This window comes from Octadecabacter dasysiphoniae, from assembly GCF_021532615.1.
Classification (GTDB): Bacteria; Pseudomonadota; Alphaproteobacteria; order Rhodobacterales; family Rhodobacteraceae; genus Octadecabacter; species Octadecabacter dasysiphoniae.
In genome coordinates, this window is sequence record NZ_JAKGAQ010000005.1 from 71,531 (window position 1) to 89,843 (window position 18,313).

Here is an 18,313-nt window from a genome sequence, read left to right on the forward strand (position 1 = left end):
GCACTATGCGAATTGCGAGCCTCAATGCGTGGGGCGGTCAAATCTGGCCCGCCCTAGGGTCTTGGGCCGGAAATGTGCGGGCCGATGTCTTGTCCCTGCAAGAGGTTATTCGCCCGGCAGAGCCAAGCCCGCCATGGCTTGCCTATAGCGACCCTAACCGGACCCTGAACCAACGCGCCGATTTGTTCGAGGACATCAGCGCGCGCATACCGAACCACGCTGGCACGTTTTTATGTGCGGTTGAGGGGCCGTTGAAGGACACGACAGGAAAGACCTACCGTTCAGAACACGGGTTGGCGCAATGGATTGGTGAAAACCACGTCGTTGACGCGCGCAGTGACGGGTTCGTCCATGGTGCCTTTCGCAAGGATGGCTGGGGCGCGGAACCTGTGCCGCGTGCGTTTCAAAGTGTTCGTTTGCATCCTGAGGGTCGCAAACGGCCGTTGACCGTCGCGCATTTTCATGGGCTGCGCGATCCGGATGGCAAACACGACACCACCGCACGCGCCGCACAAGCAAGACAGGCCATTTTGCTGTTGTCAAAAATCACAAAACCGGAAGACGACGTGATCCTGAGCGGTGATTTCAACATCTTGCCGACAAGCGAATGTTTTGAGATTTTCGCCCGTTGGGGTTTGCAAGATTTGGTTGGTGAAATGGACACGCGGACGACGCTGTATCCCAAACCTGTGCGTCACGCCAACTACATGCTGGTCACGCCGTCCGTGCGTGTGACGTCGTTTGATGCGCCGGCCAATCCGGTGGTATCTGATCATCGCCCGCTGATCTTGGAGATAGAATGACGCTGCCCTGAGCGAAAAGAGGGCAGCGAAGGGCAGGGGGTGACAGTTCATCATTGTAATGTCCCCCCATCCTCCCCTATGTATGTGGGACGGGCGGTTGCCATGACGCTATGCGCAAAATCCCGGTGAGTTTTGTCGTCAGTGCTGGATCGTGGCCCGGAAACCTTGTGCCACCCCACTAACGGACCGAAAGAATGTGGTTTTCTACGGATGACCAGATGAACAGCCCTCGGTGGTTTTGAACACAAGATTTCCGGGGCCTTGAACGGGCTGCTTCTTTGTGAGCAGTCGGAGACCAACGCGATGAACCGCGCGACATTAAAGAGCGAGAGAGCAGGGGGCCAAAAGGCCCGCGCATCCGCTGTCGACGCAATCGCCTTAATTGGACATGATCAATCGGATGCACCTCCTTCTGGGGGTGTTAACCTATTGTCATGCAACAGGAATCTATGGCTAAGAAAATGCTTATCGATGCCACCCACGCGGAAGAAACCCGCGTTGTGGTGGTTGACGGAAACAAGGTCGAGGAATTCGATTTTGAAACCCAATCCCGCCGCCAGCTTGCTGGCAATATCTATCTCGCAAAAGTAACACGGGTCGAACCGTCGCTTCAGGCGGCGTTTATTGACTATGGCGGCAACCGCCATGGGTTCTTGGCGTTCAACGAAATCCACCCGGATTATTATCAGATTCCGGTCGCAGACCGCGAAGCGCTGATGGCCGAGGAAAAAGCCTACGCCGAAAGCCAAAAGGCCGAAGCAGAGGCAGAGGCCGAAAAGCCCAAGCGCACACGCCGCCGCCGTAAGCCCAAAGCGGCCGAGATCGAAGTTGAAGATGCAGTCGTAACAGCCGAACCCGCTGAAACGCCCGAGGAAGAAACCTCAAGCGATATTGCGGGCATGGAAACGATTGATCTTGATGCCACACCCGACGAGGGGCTGTCCCCGATGGAAACCGTGGCCGAGACTCCGGTGGAAGAACCCACGGAAGACTCCGAAGCTGCGGACGAAGATGACGATACGGCTGGCCCTGATGCGACGGCCAAGGACGAAAACATCGAAAGCGTCGCCGATGAAGACGACGCAGAAGATGTGCGCCCCGTGCGCAAGCCGCGCCCGAAGCGGTACAAAATTCAGGAAGTGATCAAAGTTCGCCAGATTCTGTTGATCCAAGTGGTCAAAGAAGAACGTGGCAACAAAGGCGCTGCCCTGACGACGTATCTGTCGCTTGCTGGCCGATATTGTGTGCTGATGCCCAACACCGCGCGCGGTGGTGGTATTTCACGCAAGATCACGAATGCGGCGGACCGCAAAAAGCTCAAGGCGATTGCGAATGAAATGTCCGTACCGGAGGGCGCGGGCCTTATCATCCGCACCGCTGGCAGCCAGCGCACCAAGACCGAAATCAAGCGTGATTATGAATACCTGCAGCGCCTGTGGGAACAGATCCGCGAACTGACGCTGAAATCCAGCGCCCCGGCGCAGATCTACGAAGAAGGCAATCTGATCAAACGCTCGATCCGCGATCTCTATTCAAAAGAGATCGACGAAGTGATTGTTGAAGGCGAAGGCGGCTACCGGACCGCCAAGGACTTCATGAAGATGATCATGCCGTCCCACGCCAAGAATGTGAAAAACTACCAAGAACAGATGCCGCTGTTTGCGCGCCATCAGGTGGAAAGCTACCTGTCGGGCATGTTCAATCCGACGGTTCAACTGCCATCTGGTGGTTACATCGTGATCGACACGACCGAGGCGCTTGTCGCCGTGGATGTGAACTCTGGTCGTGCGACCAAAGAAGGGTCAATCGAACAGACCGCGACCAAAACCAACCTTGAGGCCGCCGCGGAAGTGGCGCGCCAGTTGCGTCTGCGTGACCTTGCAGGCCTGATTGTGATCGATTTCATCGACATGGACGAACGCCGCAATAACTCGGCTGTCGAAAAGATGATGAAGGACAAGCTGAAGACGGACCGTGCGCGCATTCAGGTGGGCCGCATTTCCGGCTTTGGCCTGATGGAAATGTCGCGCCAGCGTCTGCGCCCCGGCATGTTGGAATCAACGACACAGCCTTGTTCCCATTGTCATGGCACAGGTCTGTTGCGTTCAGATGATACAGTTGCCTTGGGCATCCTGCGCCAGCTTGAAGAAGAAGGCGTGCGCGGCCGTTCCAAAGAAGTTTTGGTCAAGGTGCCGACGGTCATCGCCAACTATCTGATGAACCAGAAACGTGAACACGTGGCCCAGATCGAAACACGCTACGGGTTGTCCGTGCGCGTGGAGGGAGACCCGCACATGGTGTCGCCTGACTTCACGATTGAGAAATTCAAGACCGCCAGCCGGATCGTGGCCGAGGTTGTTGCTCCTGCAGTGATTTCGTCTGACACGGCCGTTATGGCGGATGTCGTCGAAACCGTGGAAGAAGCAGAGGAGCAGTCAATTTCAACTGCCCCCGAGCAAGACCATCAGGAGGGCGACGCGCCAACCAAAAAGCGCCGTCGTCGTCGTCGCCGTCGTCGCGGTGGCGGTGGTGGTGGTGAGAACGCCGAAAACAACACAGAAAATGGCGCAGAGGCATCCGCCGACGCGCAATCAGAAGCGCAAAGCGATCCACAAGGTGACACCAAAACGGATGCGCAAGCCGAAGCAGCTGACGGAACGCCGATTGAGGCAACCGAAGACGCACCGAAGCCAAAGCGGACGCGCAGCCGTCGTAAGAAATCCGATGATGCGCCCGTAGAGGCCGTGGCAGAGGAGGCCGCGCCTGTTGTAGAGGATGCACCCGCCGAAAAGCCGAAACGCACGCGCAGCCGTCGCAAGAAGGCGGATGAACCTGTGGTTGAGGCGACGCCAGAGGATGCACCAAAGGCTGAAGAGGCCCCCGCTGAAAAGCCAAAGCGCACGCGCAGCCGCAAAAAGCCCGTCGTGGCTGATGCACCAGCGGACGCGAGCGAAGTTGCGATTGCAGAGGTGGTTGCGGATGCGGCACCCGTAGACGCGATACCGGAGGCCCCCGTCGAAAAGCCAAAGCGTGTTCGTAAGACCACGTCCAAGCCAAAGGCAGAAGCAGAGCCCGCACCGGCACCTGAATCCAAAGCCGCACCCGAAGCGGCAGAGGACAAGCCGAAGAAACGCGGATGGTGGTCTTTGGGCGGGCGCTAACGCGCTACTTGAAGAACACACCGGAAGTCATTGAAATAAAGCCGCCTTGGGAAACTTGGGCGGCTTTTTCTATCCGCGTTCAATAATGTAGATTTGATAACTGCCATCGTCGGATTGCGACACGAGGCGATGCCCTGCTTCAACGCAAAAATGCGGGATATCGATGATGGCGATCGGATCGTCGGCCCAGACGGTGATGACCGTACCTATATCCACACCACGCAGCACTTTGGCCGCACGCAAAACAGGTAAGGGGCACATCATGCCGCGGGTATCTACAACGTCCATGGCTTAGTCGTGCCGCTCGGTCGGGCAAATGTCCACCACGTTGAAATACTTTTCAACGGTGATGTGACCAAGCGCCGCGTGACGCCGCCCCGTGCCCGCGATAAGAGGGATCATGTTTGAGACCGAAACCTTCCTCGCTGCCAGCCTGCTCCCCGCGTTCTTGATCGCGTTTTCGGCGGGTATTCTGTCCTTCCTGAGCCCCTGTGTCCTGCCGATTGTGCCACCTTATCTGGCCTATATGGGCGGTGTCAGCGTCACGGAAATGGAAGACGATAAAGCCGCGCGCGGGCGTGCGGTGGTGGCCGCATTGTTCTTTGTCTTGGGGCTTTCGACGGTGTTCTTGATCCTGGGTGCCGGGGCATCTGCCCTTGGGCGGACGTTGTTGGGATATCAAACCTATCTGCAAATGGGTGCGGGCGTTGTCGTGATCATCTTTGGTCTGCATTTTTTGGGCCTGTTCCGGCTTGGTTTTCTGGATCGAGAGATGCGTGTCGATACGGGTGATCAAGGCGGATCGGCGTTTGGCGCTTATTTTCTGGGCCTTGCGTTCGCATTTGGATGGACGCCGTGCCTTGGCCCGATTTTATCGGCGATCCTGAGCCTTGCGACCGGGGCGGGGGATGTGGGCAAGGGCGCTGCATTGCTAGGCACCTACGCCATTGGTCTTGGTGTGCCGTTCTTGTTGGTCGCCGCGTTTTTCCCGCAGATGAAACGCCCGATGGCTTGGATGAAACGCAATATGGGCGTCATCGAAAAGACATCCGGTGTGTTGCTGGTCGTCGTTGGATTGGCCATGGCAACAGGGTTTCTGACGGTGTTCGCCTACTGGATGCTTGAGGCCGTGCCGTTCTTGGCGGTCTTTGGTTAAAGCGTCCTTATTGTTGCCGAAATTTGCGGCTATAGTGCTTGCAATCTAAGGGCAGCGGGCAATGGATCAGGCAGAACACACCCAAGTAAAACGGCGCAAGGTTTTCTATATTCCGGGCTATGATCCTATTCATCCGCGCCGATATCGAGAGCTGTACCGCACTGAATCCGCTGCACAATCTGAAATTTCCGGCTACGACATCGGCATCGCACCCAAGTCAGGTGAAAACTACGGCTGGCGCGTAGAAGCCCGCATGGATAGCCAATCCACGGATGCAGAAGTTGAGGTTCTGGTATGGTCTGACATCGTGCGCGGATCGATGTCTTCGTCTATTCCGGCAACCTATTTGCAGCTTGTCCGCACCGCATGGACTTACATCACAAGCGGTGCATTGCGCCGTTTAATGTGGCTGCGCAAAGGGCCAGTGATTGCGGCGCTGTATCCCGTTGGAATGTTGATTTTGCAGCTTTTGCTGGCGGTCGGTTTGGGCGTATTTGCTGCGAAGCTTTTGGGCTTCAGCCTAACATCGGGTGCGGGCGCGATTCTGTCCGTTCTGGGCAGTGGCGATACGTCCGATCTTGATTTTTCGATCCTTGAGTGGGGGCGTCTTATTGCACAATGGGCGCTTGGCCTATGGATCGTGTCGATTGTCTTGCGGTGGTTCAAAAAGAAAGACGGTAAGTTTTTCGCCTATTACCTGATGCATGACTATGCCTATTCCGCCCATTGGAAGGGCGCGAACCCGCCCGAGCTTGAACAGCGGATGGCTGAATTTCGCGCCGCTATTGGGGCCGCACTGGCCCAAGACGTGGATGAGGTTCTGGTGGTCGGCCATTCGTCGGGCGCGCATTTGGCTGTGTCGATTTTGGCTGATTTGATCCGCGATGGGGGCGTTCCCAAAGATGGTCCTGCGTTGGGGTTTCTCAGCCTTGGTCAGGTTGTCCCGATGGTCAGCTTCCTGCCGAAAGCGGACCGTTTGCGCGCTGATCTTCATTATCTGTCGGCCCGCGATGAACTTGCATGGATTGATGTGACGGCACCCGGTGATGGCTGTGCCTTTGCACTGTGTGATCCGGTGGCGGTGTCCGGTGTTGCGCCAGCAGGGCAAAAATGGCCGTTGGTGATATCTGCGGCGTTCACCCAAACCCTGTCACCGGAACGCTGGAAAGAACTGCGTTGGAAATTCTTTCGCCTGCATTTCCAATACCTTTGCGCCTTTGATCGTGTGGGGGATTATGATTACTTCCGCATCACGGCGGGGCCTGTGACGCTGCGGGACAGGTTTGCGGACCGTGCACCGTCAAAGTCGCGCATTGACGTAGCCGCGTCCAAGTTTACCAGTATGTCCCATGAACCCGCCTAAGCCCCCATCGCGGCCCGAACGCGTTTCGCTGTGGCGCTATATGAAACTGTTTCGGGAAGACATTTTGTCGGCCCAACCCGCAAAGCTGTATCGCGCGTGGATGGCAGAGTTCAAAACGCCGTTCTTTCGCAGCTACCTCGCCAATGACCCTGAATTGGTGAAACGGGTTCTCAAAGATCGCCCCGATGATTTCCCCAAATCGGACCGCATTGGTGCTGGTCTGCGTCCCTTGCTTGGAAATTCGGTGTTCCTGACCAACGGCGAGACATGGAAACGACAGCGCCGCATTATTGATCCCGCGTTTGAGGGGGGTCGTCTTCGGGACGCATACGGTGCGATGTACAGCGCGGGGGAGGCCGCGGTTGCGCGTATGGCCGCCAATCTTGGCGTGCAGGACATTGAACCTGAAACGTCCCATGCCGCCGCTGATGTGATTTTTCGGACGTTATTTTCGATCCCGATTGAGGATGAAACCGCAACGGCCGTATTTGAAAAATTCCGCGATCACCAACGCACCCAACCGATCCTGAACCTGCGCGCCTTCATTCCCGGCCCGCGCTGGATGCCACGGTTTTTCAGCCGTGCGACGAAAGACACGGCTGCCGATATCCGCCGTTTGATTACCGACCTCACCGAGGCGCGGATGTTTGATATTGATGCCGGTACGGCGCCCGACGATCTGGCGACCAAGATCATGACAACGCCAGACCCGCAGACAGGCCAGACATTCACGACGGAGGAAATGGTCGATCAAGTGGCGATCTTTTTCTTGGCGGGGCATGAAACGTCAGCATCCGCGCTGGCATGGACATTGTATTTGCTCGCGATGCATCCCGAATGGCAGGATAAACTGGCACAGGAGGCCGAAGCACTTACCGCTGATTTTGCCTCCGTTTCCAAACTGCGCCTGACCCGTGATGTGTTTCGCGAAGGTCTGCGGCTGTATCCGCCCGTGCCAATGATGGTGCGTGAAACGACGTGCCCTGAAACGATGCGTAAACGCCGTGCGCCAAAGGGCAGCCAGATCGTGCTGAGCCCGTGGCACCTGCATCGCCACGAACGGCTGTGGGACAACCCTGACGGATTTGACCCGACGCGATGGGGCACCGAGAACGGTAAGCAATGCCAGCGTGATGCCTACATCCCGTTTTCCAGTGGCCCGCGTGTTTGCACGGGGGCGGGGTTTGCGATGGTGGAAGGCGTGTTGCTTTTGGCGATGCTGCTGCGTCGGTTCCGTTTTGATGTGACGGACCAAGTGCCAATACCCGTCGCGCATCTGACGGTTCGCGCAAAAAATGGCATCTGGCTGAATGTGTCAGAGCGCCAAGGGTAGAATCGCCGTATCGTTGAAAGATTGAAGATCAATCGGTTAACGAAGGATGAACTGTCGCGCCGCGCGAAACAGACTTTCCGCGCACGTAAACTAATTTAGACCAAAGTTGGGCATGGTTAAATTGATCTTAATCGTTGTTTTTAAGGCAAAATATCGAATCAGTGCTGCTTGCGTCACCGAAATGTGGCGCCTTTGCCCTATTTCCTGACACGCGGATTTACACTAAATTATCTATGGGGGCTTCAACGGGGTCAGTGATATGACATTTGCGAAGCTAGATAGATTTCTTCTGCCAACGGCATCGACGTTGATTGACGCGGCGCGACGCGTTTTCCAAGCCAACCAAGACATCCCTGCGATGGCGGCGCCCGTGGCGCAGGCTGTCGTGTCGGACGATCACAGCCGTTACGCGCGGTTGCTGGAAAATGAGCTCGATCGTCAGCATCTAACGGATGTGGAACGCGAAGATACAGATATGTTGAACCGGGTTCGCGCCGCGCTTTACGACGACTGAAGCGTCTTCAGAACAAATACACGGATTGCCGAGGCGAGGCCGACGTCGCCGCGTGCCTCGTCTATTTCAATGGCCAATCCGTTCAACGTTGCACCGCGCGCGTCAGCAATTTGGCGAAACGCTTCCCAGAATTCCGGCTCTAGTGATACGGACGTGCGATGCCCGCGCAGTGTTAGGGAATGTTTGACCGGGCGGGTGGTCATTCGTCCTCGAACTTGAGCTGATCAAGACGCGCGCGTGTCTGTGCATCCCGCGCCGCTTCGGCCAGACGCTCGGCTTTTGTGCGGCCGTGCTTGGCCGCGTTCACGTCTGCCTCGGCCTTTTTGGCGGTGCGTTCCCGATCTTTACGCACTTTGTTGAGGTTGACGATATCGCTCATTTTGGGCCGATCATGTCTTCTGGGCGCACGACACGGTCGAATGTTTCTTCGTCGACAAACCCCAGAGCGACCGCTTCTTCGCGCAAGGTGGTGCCGTTTTTATGCGCCGTCTTGGCGACCTTCGTGGCGTTGTCGTACCCGATTTCAGGGGCCAGTGCTGTCACCAGCATCAGGGATTCCTTCATCAGTTTGTCGATGCGTGCCTCGTTGGCTTCGGTGCCTTTCAGCATCCGATCGGTAAAGCTGTCGGTGACATCGCCCAAAAGCTGCATGGATTGCAGCAGGTTATAGGCCATCATGGGGTTATAAACGTTCAATTCAAAATGCCCTTGTGAACCTGCAAATCCAATCGCCGCATCATTGCCCATGATGTGGGCGCAAACCTGCGTCATGGCTTCGGCTTGGGTCGGGTTCACTTTGCCGGGCATGATGGAACTGCCCGGTTCGTTTTCCGGCAGGATCAATTCACCAAGGCCGGAACGGGGGCCGGACCCGAGGAACCGCATGTCGTTTGCGATTTTATAGCATGCCATGGCCGTCGTTTTGATCGCGCCAGACATGAAGACCATCGCGTCATGCGCGGCGAGTGCTTCGAATTTGTTGGGTGCAGTGACAAACGGCAGGCCCGTGATGTCGGCCATATGTGCGGCAACCGTCGTGTCCCAACCCTTGGCGGTGTTCAATCCGGTGCCCACGGCGGTACCACCTTGGGCGAGTTCATAGATACCGGGCAGTGCCATCTTGATGCGTTCGATCCCGTTGCGGATTTGCATGGCGTAGCCGGAAAATTCCTGCCCCAAGGTCAGCGGTGTCGCGTCTTGGGTATGGGTGCGGCCGATCTTGATGATGTCCTTGAACGTCTCTGCTTTGGCTTCGAGTTCGGCGGCAAATTTTTCCAACCCCGGCAGCATTACATCACGCGCTGTCATCGCAGCGGCGATGTGCATGGCCGTGGGGAAGGTGTCGTTAGATGACTGACCCATGTTGCAGTGATCATTTGGGTGGACAGGCGATTTAGATCCAATTTCACCACCGAGGATTTCAATCGCGCGGTTTGAAATCACTTCGTTGGAATTCATGTTGGATTGCGTGCCAGACCCGGTTTGCCAAACGACAAGCGGGAAGTGATCGTCAAGCTTGCCGTCGATAACTTCGCCCGCCGCTTCTATCATCGCGTCTGCCAGTTTCGCGTCCAGTTTGCCGGACGCTTTGTTGGCCATCGCACAGGCCTGTTTGATCACGCCGAGTGCGCGCACGATTGCAACAGGCTGTTTTTCCCATCCAATGGGGAAATTCATCAACGAACGCTGGGTTTGTGCACCCCAATAACGATCGGTGGGGACCTCAAGTGGGCCAAAGCTGTCGGTTTCTGTGCGTGTGCTCATGTCAATATCCTAGCGGTATACGGTTGCATGCCGTTTAGCGCCGCAAGGCCTCGCCTGCAACGGCACAAGTGATCTGAAATTATTTGCGGAACTGGTCCAGGCTGACGACATCTGCGTCTTTCTTGGGCGCGTCTTCCGGTTCTGCCATGACATCCATCGGGGCTTCTGGTGCGTCACCTTCTTCGTCATCATCATCGTCGTTGGTTTCAAACCGCAGGCCGAATTCTACGGATGGATCGACAAAGGTTTTGATCGCGTCATAGGGCACATACAGTGGTTCGGGGCTGTCACCAAAGGACAACGTGATACCAAAACCTTGGTCAGTGACGGTCAGGTTTTCGTATTGATGTTGCACAACAATCGTCATTTCACCGGGATAGCGGTCAGACAGCCAATCGGCCAATTCCACGTCCGGGTGTAACGTGTCGAAGGTCACAAAGAAGTGGTGCGCACCGGGCAGGCCATTGGCTGCGATGTCTGTCAAAACCTCATAGATCAGCCCTCGCATCGCTTTGTGCATCAGGTTGCCATAATCAATGGTCTGATTGGAATTGGACATGGCTGAGGGCTCCCTAGAAGCGGCTAACCACAGCATACGAGATTCGGGGGCAGATTAAAGGGGCCGATTGGCTATGTGACGCCCCAAAGGCCGATACCGGCCAGCGCTATGACGCCAAGGGTAAGCGTCAGCGGTAGTTTTCGCCAGATCAGCAGGGCCGCGGCCAGTGCCGTCAGCGCCGCAGCGGTGGCGTTAAAGCTGGACCATACTGGGGTAATGATCGCGATGGGTCCGTCGGGTGTTGTGACCTCATCAAACATCACATGCAGGGCGAACCACACTGATAGATTGGCGATAACACCGACAACCGCGGCCGTGATGGCGGCCAATCCCGCACGGATGCGGGGATAACCATCCAGCCAGTCGATCATCGGGGCGCCCGCGAAAATCCAAATAAAACAGGGCACAAACGTGACCCACAGTGTCATCAACCCCGCCAAAACGCCTAATATCCAGCCACCTTGGGCAAGTCCGGCCAGTATGCCGCTGAACTGCGTCACCAAGATCAGCGGACCGGGGGTGGTTTCGGCCAAGCCGAGCGCGTCGATCATCTGGGCGGTAGACAGCCAGCCATAATCGGTCACGACGGCTTGTGTCATATAGGCCAGAACCGCGTAAGCGCCGCCAAACGTCACCACCGCAAGTTTTGAGAAAAACAATCCAAGCGCCAAAAGGAATGTCGCACCAAGGGCCCAAGCGGCCAACAAGGGCAAGGCCCAGAGAACCGCGCCAACAGCGACGGGGGCAACGGATTGGCGCCACGGCAGTTCAGTTTTCAGGTGTGTGTGATCTGCGCACGTTATCGCGCCCCAAATCGCAGCAGCACCAATCACGATGGGGAACGGCAGGTTGAACAAAAACAGGGACAAGAACGCAGCAATAGCAATGATGCGGTGATCCGTGCGCCCCAATGCTTTGCCCAACAGGCGCAGGATCGCCTGCACCACAATGATGATCACGGTGGCCTTGATGCCAAGGAATGCGGCCTGAACAATCGGCAGTGCGCCCAAAGATGCATAGGCGAAGGCCAGCGCGGCAATCAGGATCGCGCCGGGCAGCACGAACAACCCGCCCGCGATCAGCCCGCCGCGAATGCCGTTTAATTTCCAGCCCGCGTAGGTTGCCAGTTGCATGGCTTCGGGGCCGGGCAACATCATGCAAAACGACAGCGCCTTGAGGAAATCAGGCTGCGACAACAGTGGGCGGTCTTCGACCAGTTCTTTTTGCATCAGCGCGATTTGTGCGGCTGGCCCACCAAAAGACAAACACCCGATACGCCCAAAAACACGGATCATGTCGGCGGTCGTCATGGCGTACCTCCAAAGCTGGCGTGGGTTTCATCCACGCCGTCGCGGGCCCATCGGTACAGGGCGTCATACATCGGCAGGGCGGCGTCCAGTTGCGTGTGATCATCGCGGTGCATGCGCGATAGCCCCACAGATAATGCCAGCAATCCGGCGGCCTGTGGGATGTCGGTTGTTCCTGTATCCGCCGCACGAACAATCTGCGCCATGCGATCCAAAGCGACAGTACGCAGATCAAACGCATCCAACATGGCATCAAATGTACAAAGATCGCCGTGATGGCTGAACGCAACGTCGGGGATATCAAAAGGTGTCGCACCGTAACAGTCCGCGACGCCAGCGGCCTGTTCGGGGCTTACGAACAGAAATTCAGCATCGGCATCCACAAACCGGCGGATCAGCCATGGGCAGGCGATGCGATCAATCTTGGGGCGGTGGCGTGTGACCCAAAGGTTGGTGTCAGGCAGCGCCGCGAACGGAATGCGCGGGGTGTTCGGCGTGTCGCGCCACCCATACATCCCGCCCGTGAGGTATTCAGCAGCAATCCCGCGCCCGCGCAGCCGCGACGTCAAACCTTGGCTGAGTTTGATGCCCTGTTGGCAGGTGATCACACAGGCCCGCCCGTTCAGGCGTGCGATCAATCCTTCAAGGTCTGTGTGCGGATGGCGGAATGATCCGGGGATCAGGAACGGATCTTTGGCAAAGTCGGGATCGATGGATATGTCGACGATCACAGGGCAATCGGGCAGGCCGATCAGACGCATCAATTGTTTACAGGTGATTTCGTTTGGGGCAGCCATGTGCATGTCTCCGGTAGGATAGGAACATGCGAACGTCTGGCCGAAGCCTCACGGGGTGTTCGCGGTGAACCCCATGTCGTATTTGTGCAAGGCCTTGCGCGCGCCGTCAAGTGTGGACGCGCAGGGTTTCCAGCCCGTGAAAATGGTAGGTGTCACCATATGTGGGTGCTTGGGCCATTTTAAGGGTCGGGCAACGCGTGAACAGAACCTGCAACGCCACGCGAAGTTCAAGCCGCGCCAGCGGTGCGCCGACACAGAAATGGATACCACCGCCGAACGCCACGTTCACCGGGCCTTTTCGGGCGGGGTCAAAGGTATGAGGATCAGGGTAGGGCGCAGGGTCGCGATTGGCCGCACCGAGCAGGCATTTAACTGTGTCACCGCGCTTGAAGGGGTGGCCGAACAGTTCGCAATCCTCGATCACGTGGCGATCAAACATATGCAGCGGCGGATCAAAGCGAAGAGCCTCCTCTACGATCTTTTCGTCCGCGTGTCGGATGTCGCGTTCCAGTAGTGTTTTGACTGTATTGCCAAGGGTGTGCACCGTGGCTTCATGGCCCGCATTCAACAGAAGGATGCAGGTTGTGATCATTTCGTCCGTGCTTAGCCTTTCACCGTCTTCTTCTGCGGCAATCAACTGGGTGATCAGATCATCGGCGGGGGCTGTGCGCCGTGTTTCAATGTGGGCGCGCATGAAGGTCACGAAAGCCTGTGTCGCGGCAATCGCGCGATCCTCAACGGCGCGGCTGCGGCCTGTGACATACATCGCAACCATCGCGTTGGACCACGCCAAAAGATCATCACAGCGCTCTTCCGGCACACCCAAAAGCCGCGCAATGATAACAACGGGCACGATGCGGGCATAGGCCGTGAGAAGATCAAATTCGCCCTGCGGAAACCTATCGATCAGCCCGTGGCACAGTGTGTCGATTTCCGGTTCAAGGGCGGCAATGCGGCGCGATGTGAACGCGCGCAGAACCAAACCGCGCAGCCGCGTGTGGCGTGGCGGGTTCAGTTCCAGCATGGAATGGGCCTCCACCGCGTAAAACGGTTTCAGGTGGTCGGGAATAGCGGGCGCAAATTCTGGCGGAACCTCGCGGCCCAATCGTTTGTCTTTTAAACAGGCTGCAACGGCGGCGTGGGACACGGAACAAACCGCCCCGTAGTCGTCCCAATAAAACAAATCACCCACGGCGCGGGCGCGGTCATAAAATGGATAGGGGTCTTGCACGAATGCAGGATCGGTAGGCGATTGGGACAGGTGTTTCATAGGGTCTGTGATGGCAATGGTGTCTGGTCTTTGCAAGGGCGGGTTCGTAAGTTGCCTGCATGTTGAACGCGCTCAAACTTCGGGTCTTGGCGGTTGCGGCCTTTTTGGTCGCGGTGGCTGTGCTGTCTTTGGGGGTGGGCTGGGTCGGCTATATGTCGGCACTTGATCAGCTGGAACAACGGGGCCGGTCCGATCTGGCGCTGGCCTCTGACCGCCTTACGGGGGAATTGGGCCGCTACCGTGAATTGGCGGTGTTGTTGGCGGATCATCCTGTTGTGGGGGACACACTGGGCGGCAACGATGCGGGCATTGCGGGCCTTTTGCGCGAAACGGCAGATAAAACCGGAAGCCTTGATATTTTGGTGGTGTCGGCCGCGGGGCGCGAACTGGCGTCTGCGTCCGGTGAGGGCGCCGAGACACACGCCGGTGCACCCTATTTTGAACGCGCTAATGACGGTGCTATGGGACTCTATCACCTTGTGCATGATCGCTACGGTCAACGTACATTTCTGTTCGCGGCCCCTGTGTTTTCCGACGATGGCCCTGTTATGGGCGCTGTGATTGTCGTGGTAAATGTGGACGCCGTCGAAGCGGTCTGGCGGGGTGCGCGACCAACGGTTTTCTTCACGGACGAATTGGGCGTGGCCTTTATTTCGAACCGATCTGAACTGTTGTTTATGGCGCGCGAACAGGCGCAACCCCCGCGAAATGCCACCGTTGATTATGCCGCGGATGTGCTGCGCCCGTTCATGACGCACACGATCACCGATCGGCGCGGGCGGTCTGTTTGGTCTATTGAAGGGCAGCGTTATGTCCCGCGCGAGGCGTTGCATCTGTCCTTGCCGCTGCCCGTGATCCAGATGACCGGAGAAGCCTTATTGGACGTCGCACCTGCGCAAACCTTGGCGCGTCTTCAGGCCGGTGCTGCCGCTGCGATCTGCCTTGCCTTTGGTGCCATGCTGTTTCTGGCCACAGAGCGCCGCCGCACCTTGGCTGAGGCCAATATCCGCCTTGAGGCCGCCGTTGAGGCCCGAACCGCAGAGCTGACAAAAGCGCAAAGCGATCTTGTCCAAGCAGGAAAGCTGTCCGCGCTGGGGCAAATGTCCGCGGGCATCAGTCATGAATTGAACCAGCCTCTGATGGCGATCCGCAGCTACGCCGAAAACGCCGAGGCCTTTCTTGAAAGAGGCAAGACAGACATCGCGGCGCAAAATCTAGGCCGCATTGCTGAACTGGCGCGGCGCATGGGGCGCATCATTCGCAACCTGCGTGCCTTCGCCAAACAGGAAAGCGAAGGCATGACAGACGTGGATTTGGGCGGCGCGATCAATGCAGTTTTGGAAATCACGCAAGCACGCGCCAAGGCCAGCGATGTCGAAATTGTCTGGGATGAACCCGCCAGCGCCATAACCGTGCGCGGAGGGGAAGTGCGTCTTCAACAGGTCGTGCTGAATCTTGTGACGAATGCGATGGACGCTATGGAAGGTCAGAATTTTGCCCAACGGATCGAAATTGACGCAAAGCGCGTTGATGGTCGTGTTGAGCTTTCGGTGCGGGACACAGGCCCGGGTTTGGATGAACCGGACCGCATTTTTGATCCGTTCTATTCCACCAAGCAAGTCACATCCGACGGAACAGGGCAGGACGGGATGGGGCTGGGTTTGTCGATCTCATACGGTTTGGTGCAAAGCTTTGGCGGGATGATCCGTGGGCGCAATCACCCGCTTGGGGGTGCTGTGTTTACGGTGACGCTGGATGCAGCCACAGCGCGCGAGGCCGCCGCGTGACCAAATCTGTCCTGATCGTTGATGATGAACGCGACGTGCGCGAGGCCTTGGGCCAAACGATTGAGCTGGCCGATCTGCTGGCCGTGCGTGCAGGATCGTTCATCGAAGCCAAGGATCATATCGATCCCGGTTTTGACGGCGTCATCATCACGGATCTGCGGATGCCGGGGCGTGACGGGTTTTATCTGCTGGATCATGTCCGCAAGATCGATCCTGACCTACCCGTTATTTTGCTGACCGGGGAAGGCGATATCCCTATGGCTGTCAAAGCCATGTCAGAAGGCGCCTTTGCGTTCTTGGAAAAACCTTGCGGCGCAAAGGATTTGCTGGCCGTGGTGGAAAAGGCGCTTCGGGCGCGATCTTTGGTGATGGAAAACCGCCGGTTGAAGTTAGAGCTGGATCGCGGGGATGCAGCGGCACGCATGTTGCGCGGGGTGTCGGCGGCATCGGATGCGTTGCGCGCGCGGGTGCGGGCGGTTGCGCGGGCAAACGCAGAAGTCCTGATCACCGGAGAACCGGGGACGGGAACCCCTAAAATCGCGGAAGTCATCCATTTGTTGTCAGGGGCGGCCAGCCGACCGTTCATCAAACGTCCCGCGGTGCAACTGTCAGCTGAGGATCTAACGGCGGCGCTGTCGGATGCCAAATCGGGCACATTGTATCTGGATGAGGTCACAGCCCTTGCGCCGACGGTTCAGTTCGCGCTTCTTGATACGCTAGAGGCGGGCAGCACGGTGCGGGTTTTGTCCGGCACGTCGCGCGACATTGAAGATGAGGTCGCCCAAGGACGCTTTAACACCGATCTGTTTTACCGCCTTGATTTGATGCGCGTTCATGTGCCCGCCTTGCGCGAACGCCCCGAAGATATCCCCGTATTGTTTGCCCATTACGTCGCGCAGGCCTGTGAACAGGCGAACTTGCCCGAACCGGATGTCACAGCTGATGTTATCGCGGGCCTCATGGCGCAAGACTGGCCCGGCAATGCGCGTGCCTTGATGAACACCGCGATGCGGTTTGCCATGGGGATGGGCGAAGACGCCCTGACCAACGCGCCGGACGTCGGGCTGGGCCTGACCGAACAGCTTGCGCAGGTTGAAAGATCATTGCTGATCGGGGCCTTGCAACGAACGCAGGGACGATCCGGCGAAGCGGCAGAAGCCCTCAAGCTGCCCCGCAAAACATTCTATGACAAACTGGCCCGCCATGGGATCAGGCCAGAAGACTATCGTGGTTAGTACTGTGTGGAAATCCGCACAGTTGGCGGTAACAGACGTGTGATATTCCGCGCGATCCGCAGGCGTGCTGACCCCAGATCGTCAAAAAAACCATTGAAAACAAACCATTGATTGTATCGGCTAAACCACGCTTTCACCTGCGCGGACTTTCGCCTTTGATAAGGGGGTGGTTCATCCGGGAGGGATGGGCCGATTCCAATTCCGAGGGAGGAAAACCCATGAAATTTCTCATGAATGCGGCGTCTATTGCTGCGCTGACACTGTCTGCTGGTGCTGCAATGGCCGACGGCCACGAGGGCTGTGATGACGGCGAGATCGTCGTGAAGTTCAGCCACGTCACCAACACAGACCGCCACCCAAAAGGCATCGCTGCGACATTGCTGCAAGAACGTGTAAACGCTGAAATGAACGGCGTGATGTGCATGGAAGTGTTCCCGCAGTCATCTTTGTACAATGATGACCAGGTTCTCGAAGCGATGCTTCAGGGCGACGTTCAGCTGGCCGCGCCATCGCTGTCCAAGTTCGAGGCCTTCACCCGCCAGTTCCGGATTTTCGATCTGCCGTTCATGTTCACAAACATCGAAGCGGTTGATGCGTTTCAGGCGTCCGACACAGGCCAGGCCATGCTGGACAGCATGCAGCGTCGTGGTCTTCAGGGCCTTGGCTACTGGCACAACGGTATGAAGCAGATGTCGGCGAACGTGCCGCTCGCGCTGCCAACCGATGCGGATGGCCTCAAGTTCCGCGTTCAGGCATCTGACGTTCTGGTCGCACAGATGGAAGCCATGGGCGCATCCCCGCAGCCAATGGCGTTTTCCGAAGTTTACGGCGCGCTTCAAACTGGCGTTGTCGACGGTCAGGAAAACACATGGTCCAACATCTGGGGCCAGAAGTTCTTTGAAGTTCAGGACGGCGTGACAGAAACCAACCACGGCATCATCGACTACCTTGTCGTGACGTCTGTTGATTTCCTCGACAGCCTTGAGCCTGAGGTGCGTGACCAGTTCACAACGATCCTTGATGAAGTGACCAACACACGTAACGCAGAAGCGTTCGCCGTGAACGAGGCTGCCAAGCAGTCCATCATCGATGCGGGTGGCACTATCCTTGAGCTGACAGATGAGCAACGCACAGCATGGGTCGAAACGATGATGCCGGTCTGGGCCCAATTCGTCGAAGACGTAGGCCAGGAAAACATCGACGCCGCACAGGCGATCAACGACGCCCTTTAAGGGTTTCGGTTTTCAACATTGGGATCGGCCAC

The 18,313-nt window shown here is 57.3% G+C and carries 17 protein-coding genes; 9 read left to right on the forward strand and 8 right to left on the reverse strand.

Going from position 1 to position 18,313, the window contains the following annotated elements; translation table 11 throughout:
* Positions 1 to 5: 5 nt before the first annotated feature.
* Together L0664_RS16650 and L0664_RS16655 are read left to right on the forward strand one after the other, a co-directional pair.
* Complete coding sequence (locus L0664_RS16650) at positions 6 to 803, forward strand: endonuclease/exonuclease/phosphatase family protein (RefSeq protein WP_235227029.1); 798 nt, start codon at positions 6 to 8, stop codon at positions 801 to 803.
* 449 nt (positions 804 to 1,252) lie between these two features.
* A complete protein-coding gene (locus tag L0664_RS16655; protein WP_235227030.1) occupies positions 1,253 to 3,964 on the forward strand; it encodes an Rne/Rng family ribonuclease in 2,712 nt (903 codons plus the stop codon).
* A 69-nt stretch (positions 3,965 to 4,033) separates the two neighbouring features.
* Here the strand turns inward: L0664_RS16655 and L0664_RS16660 are convergent, their stop codons facing one another.
* The gene (locus L0664_RS16660) at positions 4,034 to 4,252 is read right to left on the reverse strand and encodes a sulfurtransferase TusA family protein (RefSeq protein ID WP_235227031.1); all 219 of its coding nucleotides are present in this window, start codon (positions 4,250 to 4,252) and stop codon (positions 4,034 to 4,036) included.
* A gap of 112 nt (positions 4,253 to 4,364) precedes the next feature.
* Here L0664_RS16660 and L0664_RS16665 point away from each other — a divergent pair, with 112 nt between their 5' ends.
* From L0664_RS16665 to L0664_RS16680, 4 genes are all read left to right on the forward strand, one after another.
* The gene (locus L0664_RS16665; protein WP_235227032.1) at positions 4,365 to 5,120 is read left to right on the forward strand and encodes a cytochrome c biogenesis CcdA family protein; all 756 of its coding nucleotides are present in this window, start codon (positions 4,365 to 4,367) and stop codon (positions 5,118 to 5,120) included.
* A 61-nt stretch (positions 5,121 to 5,181) separates the two neighbouring features.
* Positions 5,182 to 6,483, forward strand: a complete 1,302-nt coding sequence (locus L0664_RS16670; RefSeq protein ID WP_235227033.1) for a hypothetical protein — start codon at positions 5,182 to 5,184, stop codon at positions 6,481 to 6,483.
* The gene (locus tag L0664_RS16675) at positions 6,470 to 7,816 is read left to right on the forward strand and encodes a cytochrome P450 (RefSeq protein WP_235227034.1); all 1,347 of its coding nucleotides are present in this window, start codon (positions 6,470 to 6,472) and stop codon (positions 7,814 to 7,816) included. The genes L0664_RS16670 and L0664_RS16675 overlap by 14 nt, the downstream gene beginning before the upstream one ends.
* A gap of 259 nt (positions 7,817 to 8,075) precedes the next feature.
* Positions 8,076 to 8,330, forward strand: coding sequence for a hypothetical protein (locus L0664_RS16680; RefSeq protein ID WP_235227035.1), 255 nt, complete (start codon positions 8,076 to 8,078; stop codon positions 8,328 to 8,330).
* Here the strand turns inward: L0664_RS16680 and L0664_RS16685 are convergent.
* From L0664_RS16685 to L0664_RS16715, 7 genes are all read right to left on the reverse strand, one after another.
* Complete coding sequence (locus tag L0664_RS16685; protein WP_235227036.1) at positions 8,318 to 8,533, reverse strand: ribbon-helix-helix domain-containing protein; 216 nt, start codon at positions 8,531 to 8,533, stop codon at positions 8,318 to 8,320. The two genes, L0664_RS16680 and L0664_RS16685, sit on opposite strands and share 13 nt — an antisense overlap.
* Positions 8,530 to 8,709, reverse strand: a complete 180-nt coding sequence (locus L0664_RS16690) for a DUF4169 family protein (protein WP_235227037.1) — start codon at positions 8,707 to 8,709, stop codon at positions 8,530 to 8,532. Before L0664_RS16690 ends, L0664_RS16685 begins: the two co-directional genes overlap by 4 nt.
* Positions 8,706 to 10,094, reverse strand: coding sequence for a class II fumarate hydratase (gene fumC / locus L0664_RS16695; RefSeq protein ID WP_235227038.1), 1,389 nt, complete (start codon positions 10,092 to 10,094; stop codon positions 8,706 to 8,708). Before fumC ends, L0664_RS16690 begins: the two co-directional genes overlap by 4 nt.
* A 79-nt stretch (positions 10,095 to 10,173) precedes the next feature.
* Complete coding sequence (locus tag L0664_RS16700; RefSeq protein ID WP_235227039.1) at positions 10,174 to 10,653, reverse strand: SspB family protein; 480 nt, start codon at positions 10,651 to 10,653, stop codon at positions 10,174 to 10,176.
* A gap of 71 nt (positions 10,654 to 10,724) precedes the next feature.
* Positions 10,725 to 11,963: a chromate efflux transporter gene (gene chrA, locus L0664_RS16705; protein ID WP_235227040.1), complete on the reverse strand. Its 1,239-nt coding sequence runs from the start codon at positions 11,961 to 11,963 to the stop codon at positions 10,725 to 10,727.
* Entirely contained in the window at positions 11,960 to 12,757 is a 798-nt protein-coding gene (locus tag L0664_RS16710; protein WP_235227041.1) for a chromate resistance protein ChrB domain-containing protein, read from the reverse strand. Before L0664_RS16710 ends, chrA begins: the two co-directional genes overlap by 4 nt.
* 106 nt (positions 12,758 to 12,863) lie before the next feature.
* Positions 12,864 to 14,027, reverse strand: coding sequence for a cytochrome P450 (locus L0664_RS16715; protein ID WP_235227042.1), 1,164 nt, complete (start codon positions 14,025 to 14,027; stop codon positions 12,864 to 12,866).
* Between the two features lie 59 nt (positions 14,028 to 14,086).
* Between L0664_RS16715 and L0664_RS16720 the strand changes: the two genes are divergently transcribed.
* The 3 genes from L0664_RS16720 to L0664_RS16730 all read left to right on the forward strand — a co-directional run bounded on the left by L0664_RS16720 (position 14,087) and on the right by L0664_RS16730 (position 18,281).
* On the forward strand, positions 14,087 to 15,814 hold the full coding sequence (locus L0664_RS16720) for a sensor histidine kinase (protein ID WP_235227043.1): 1,728 nt from the start codon (positions 14,087 to 14,089) through the stop codon (positions 15,812 to 15,814).
* The gene (locus L0664_RS16725; protein WP_235227044.1) at positions 15,811 to 17,049 is read left to right on the forward strand and encodes a sigma-54-dependent transcriptional regulator; all 1,239 of its coding nucleotides are present in this window, start codon (positions 15,811 to 15,813) and stop codon (positions 17,047 to 17,049) included. The genes L0664_RS16720 and L0664_RS16725 overlap by 4 nt, the downstream gene beginning before the upstream one ends.
* 218 nt (positions 17,050 to 17,267) lie before the next feature.
* Positions 17,268 to 18,281, forward strand: coding sequence for a DctP family TRAP transporter solute-binding subunit (locus L0664_RS16730; protein ID WP_235227045.1), 1,014 nt, complete (start codon positions 17,268 to 17,270; stop codon positions 18,279 to 18,281).
* Positions 18,282 to 18,313 lie beyond the last annotated feature (32 nt).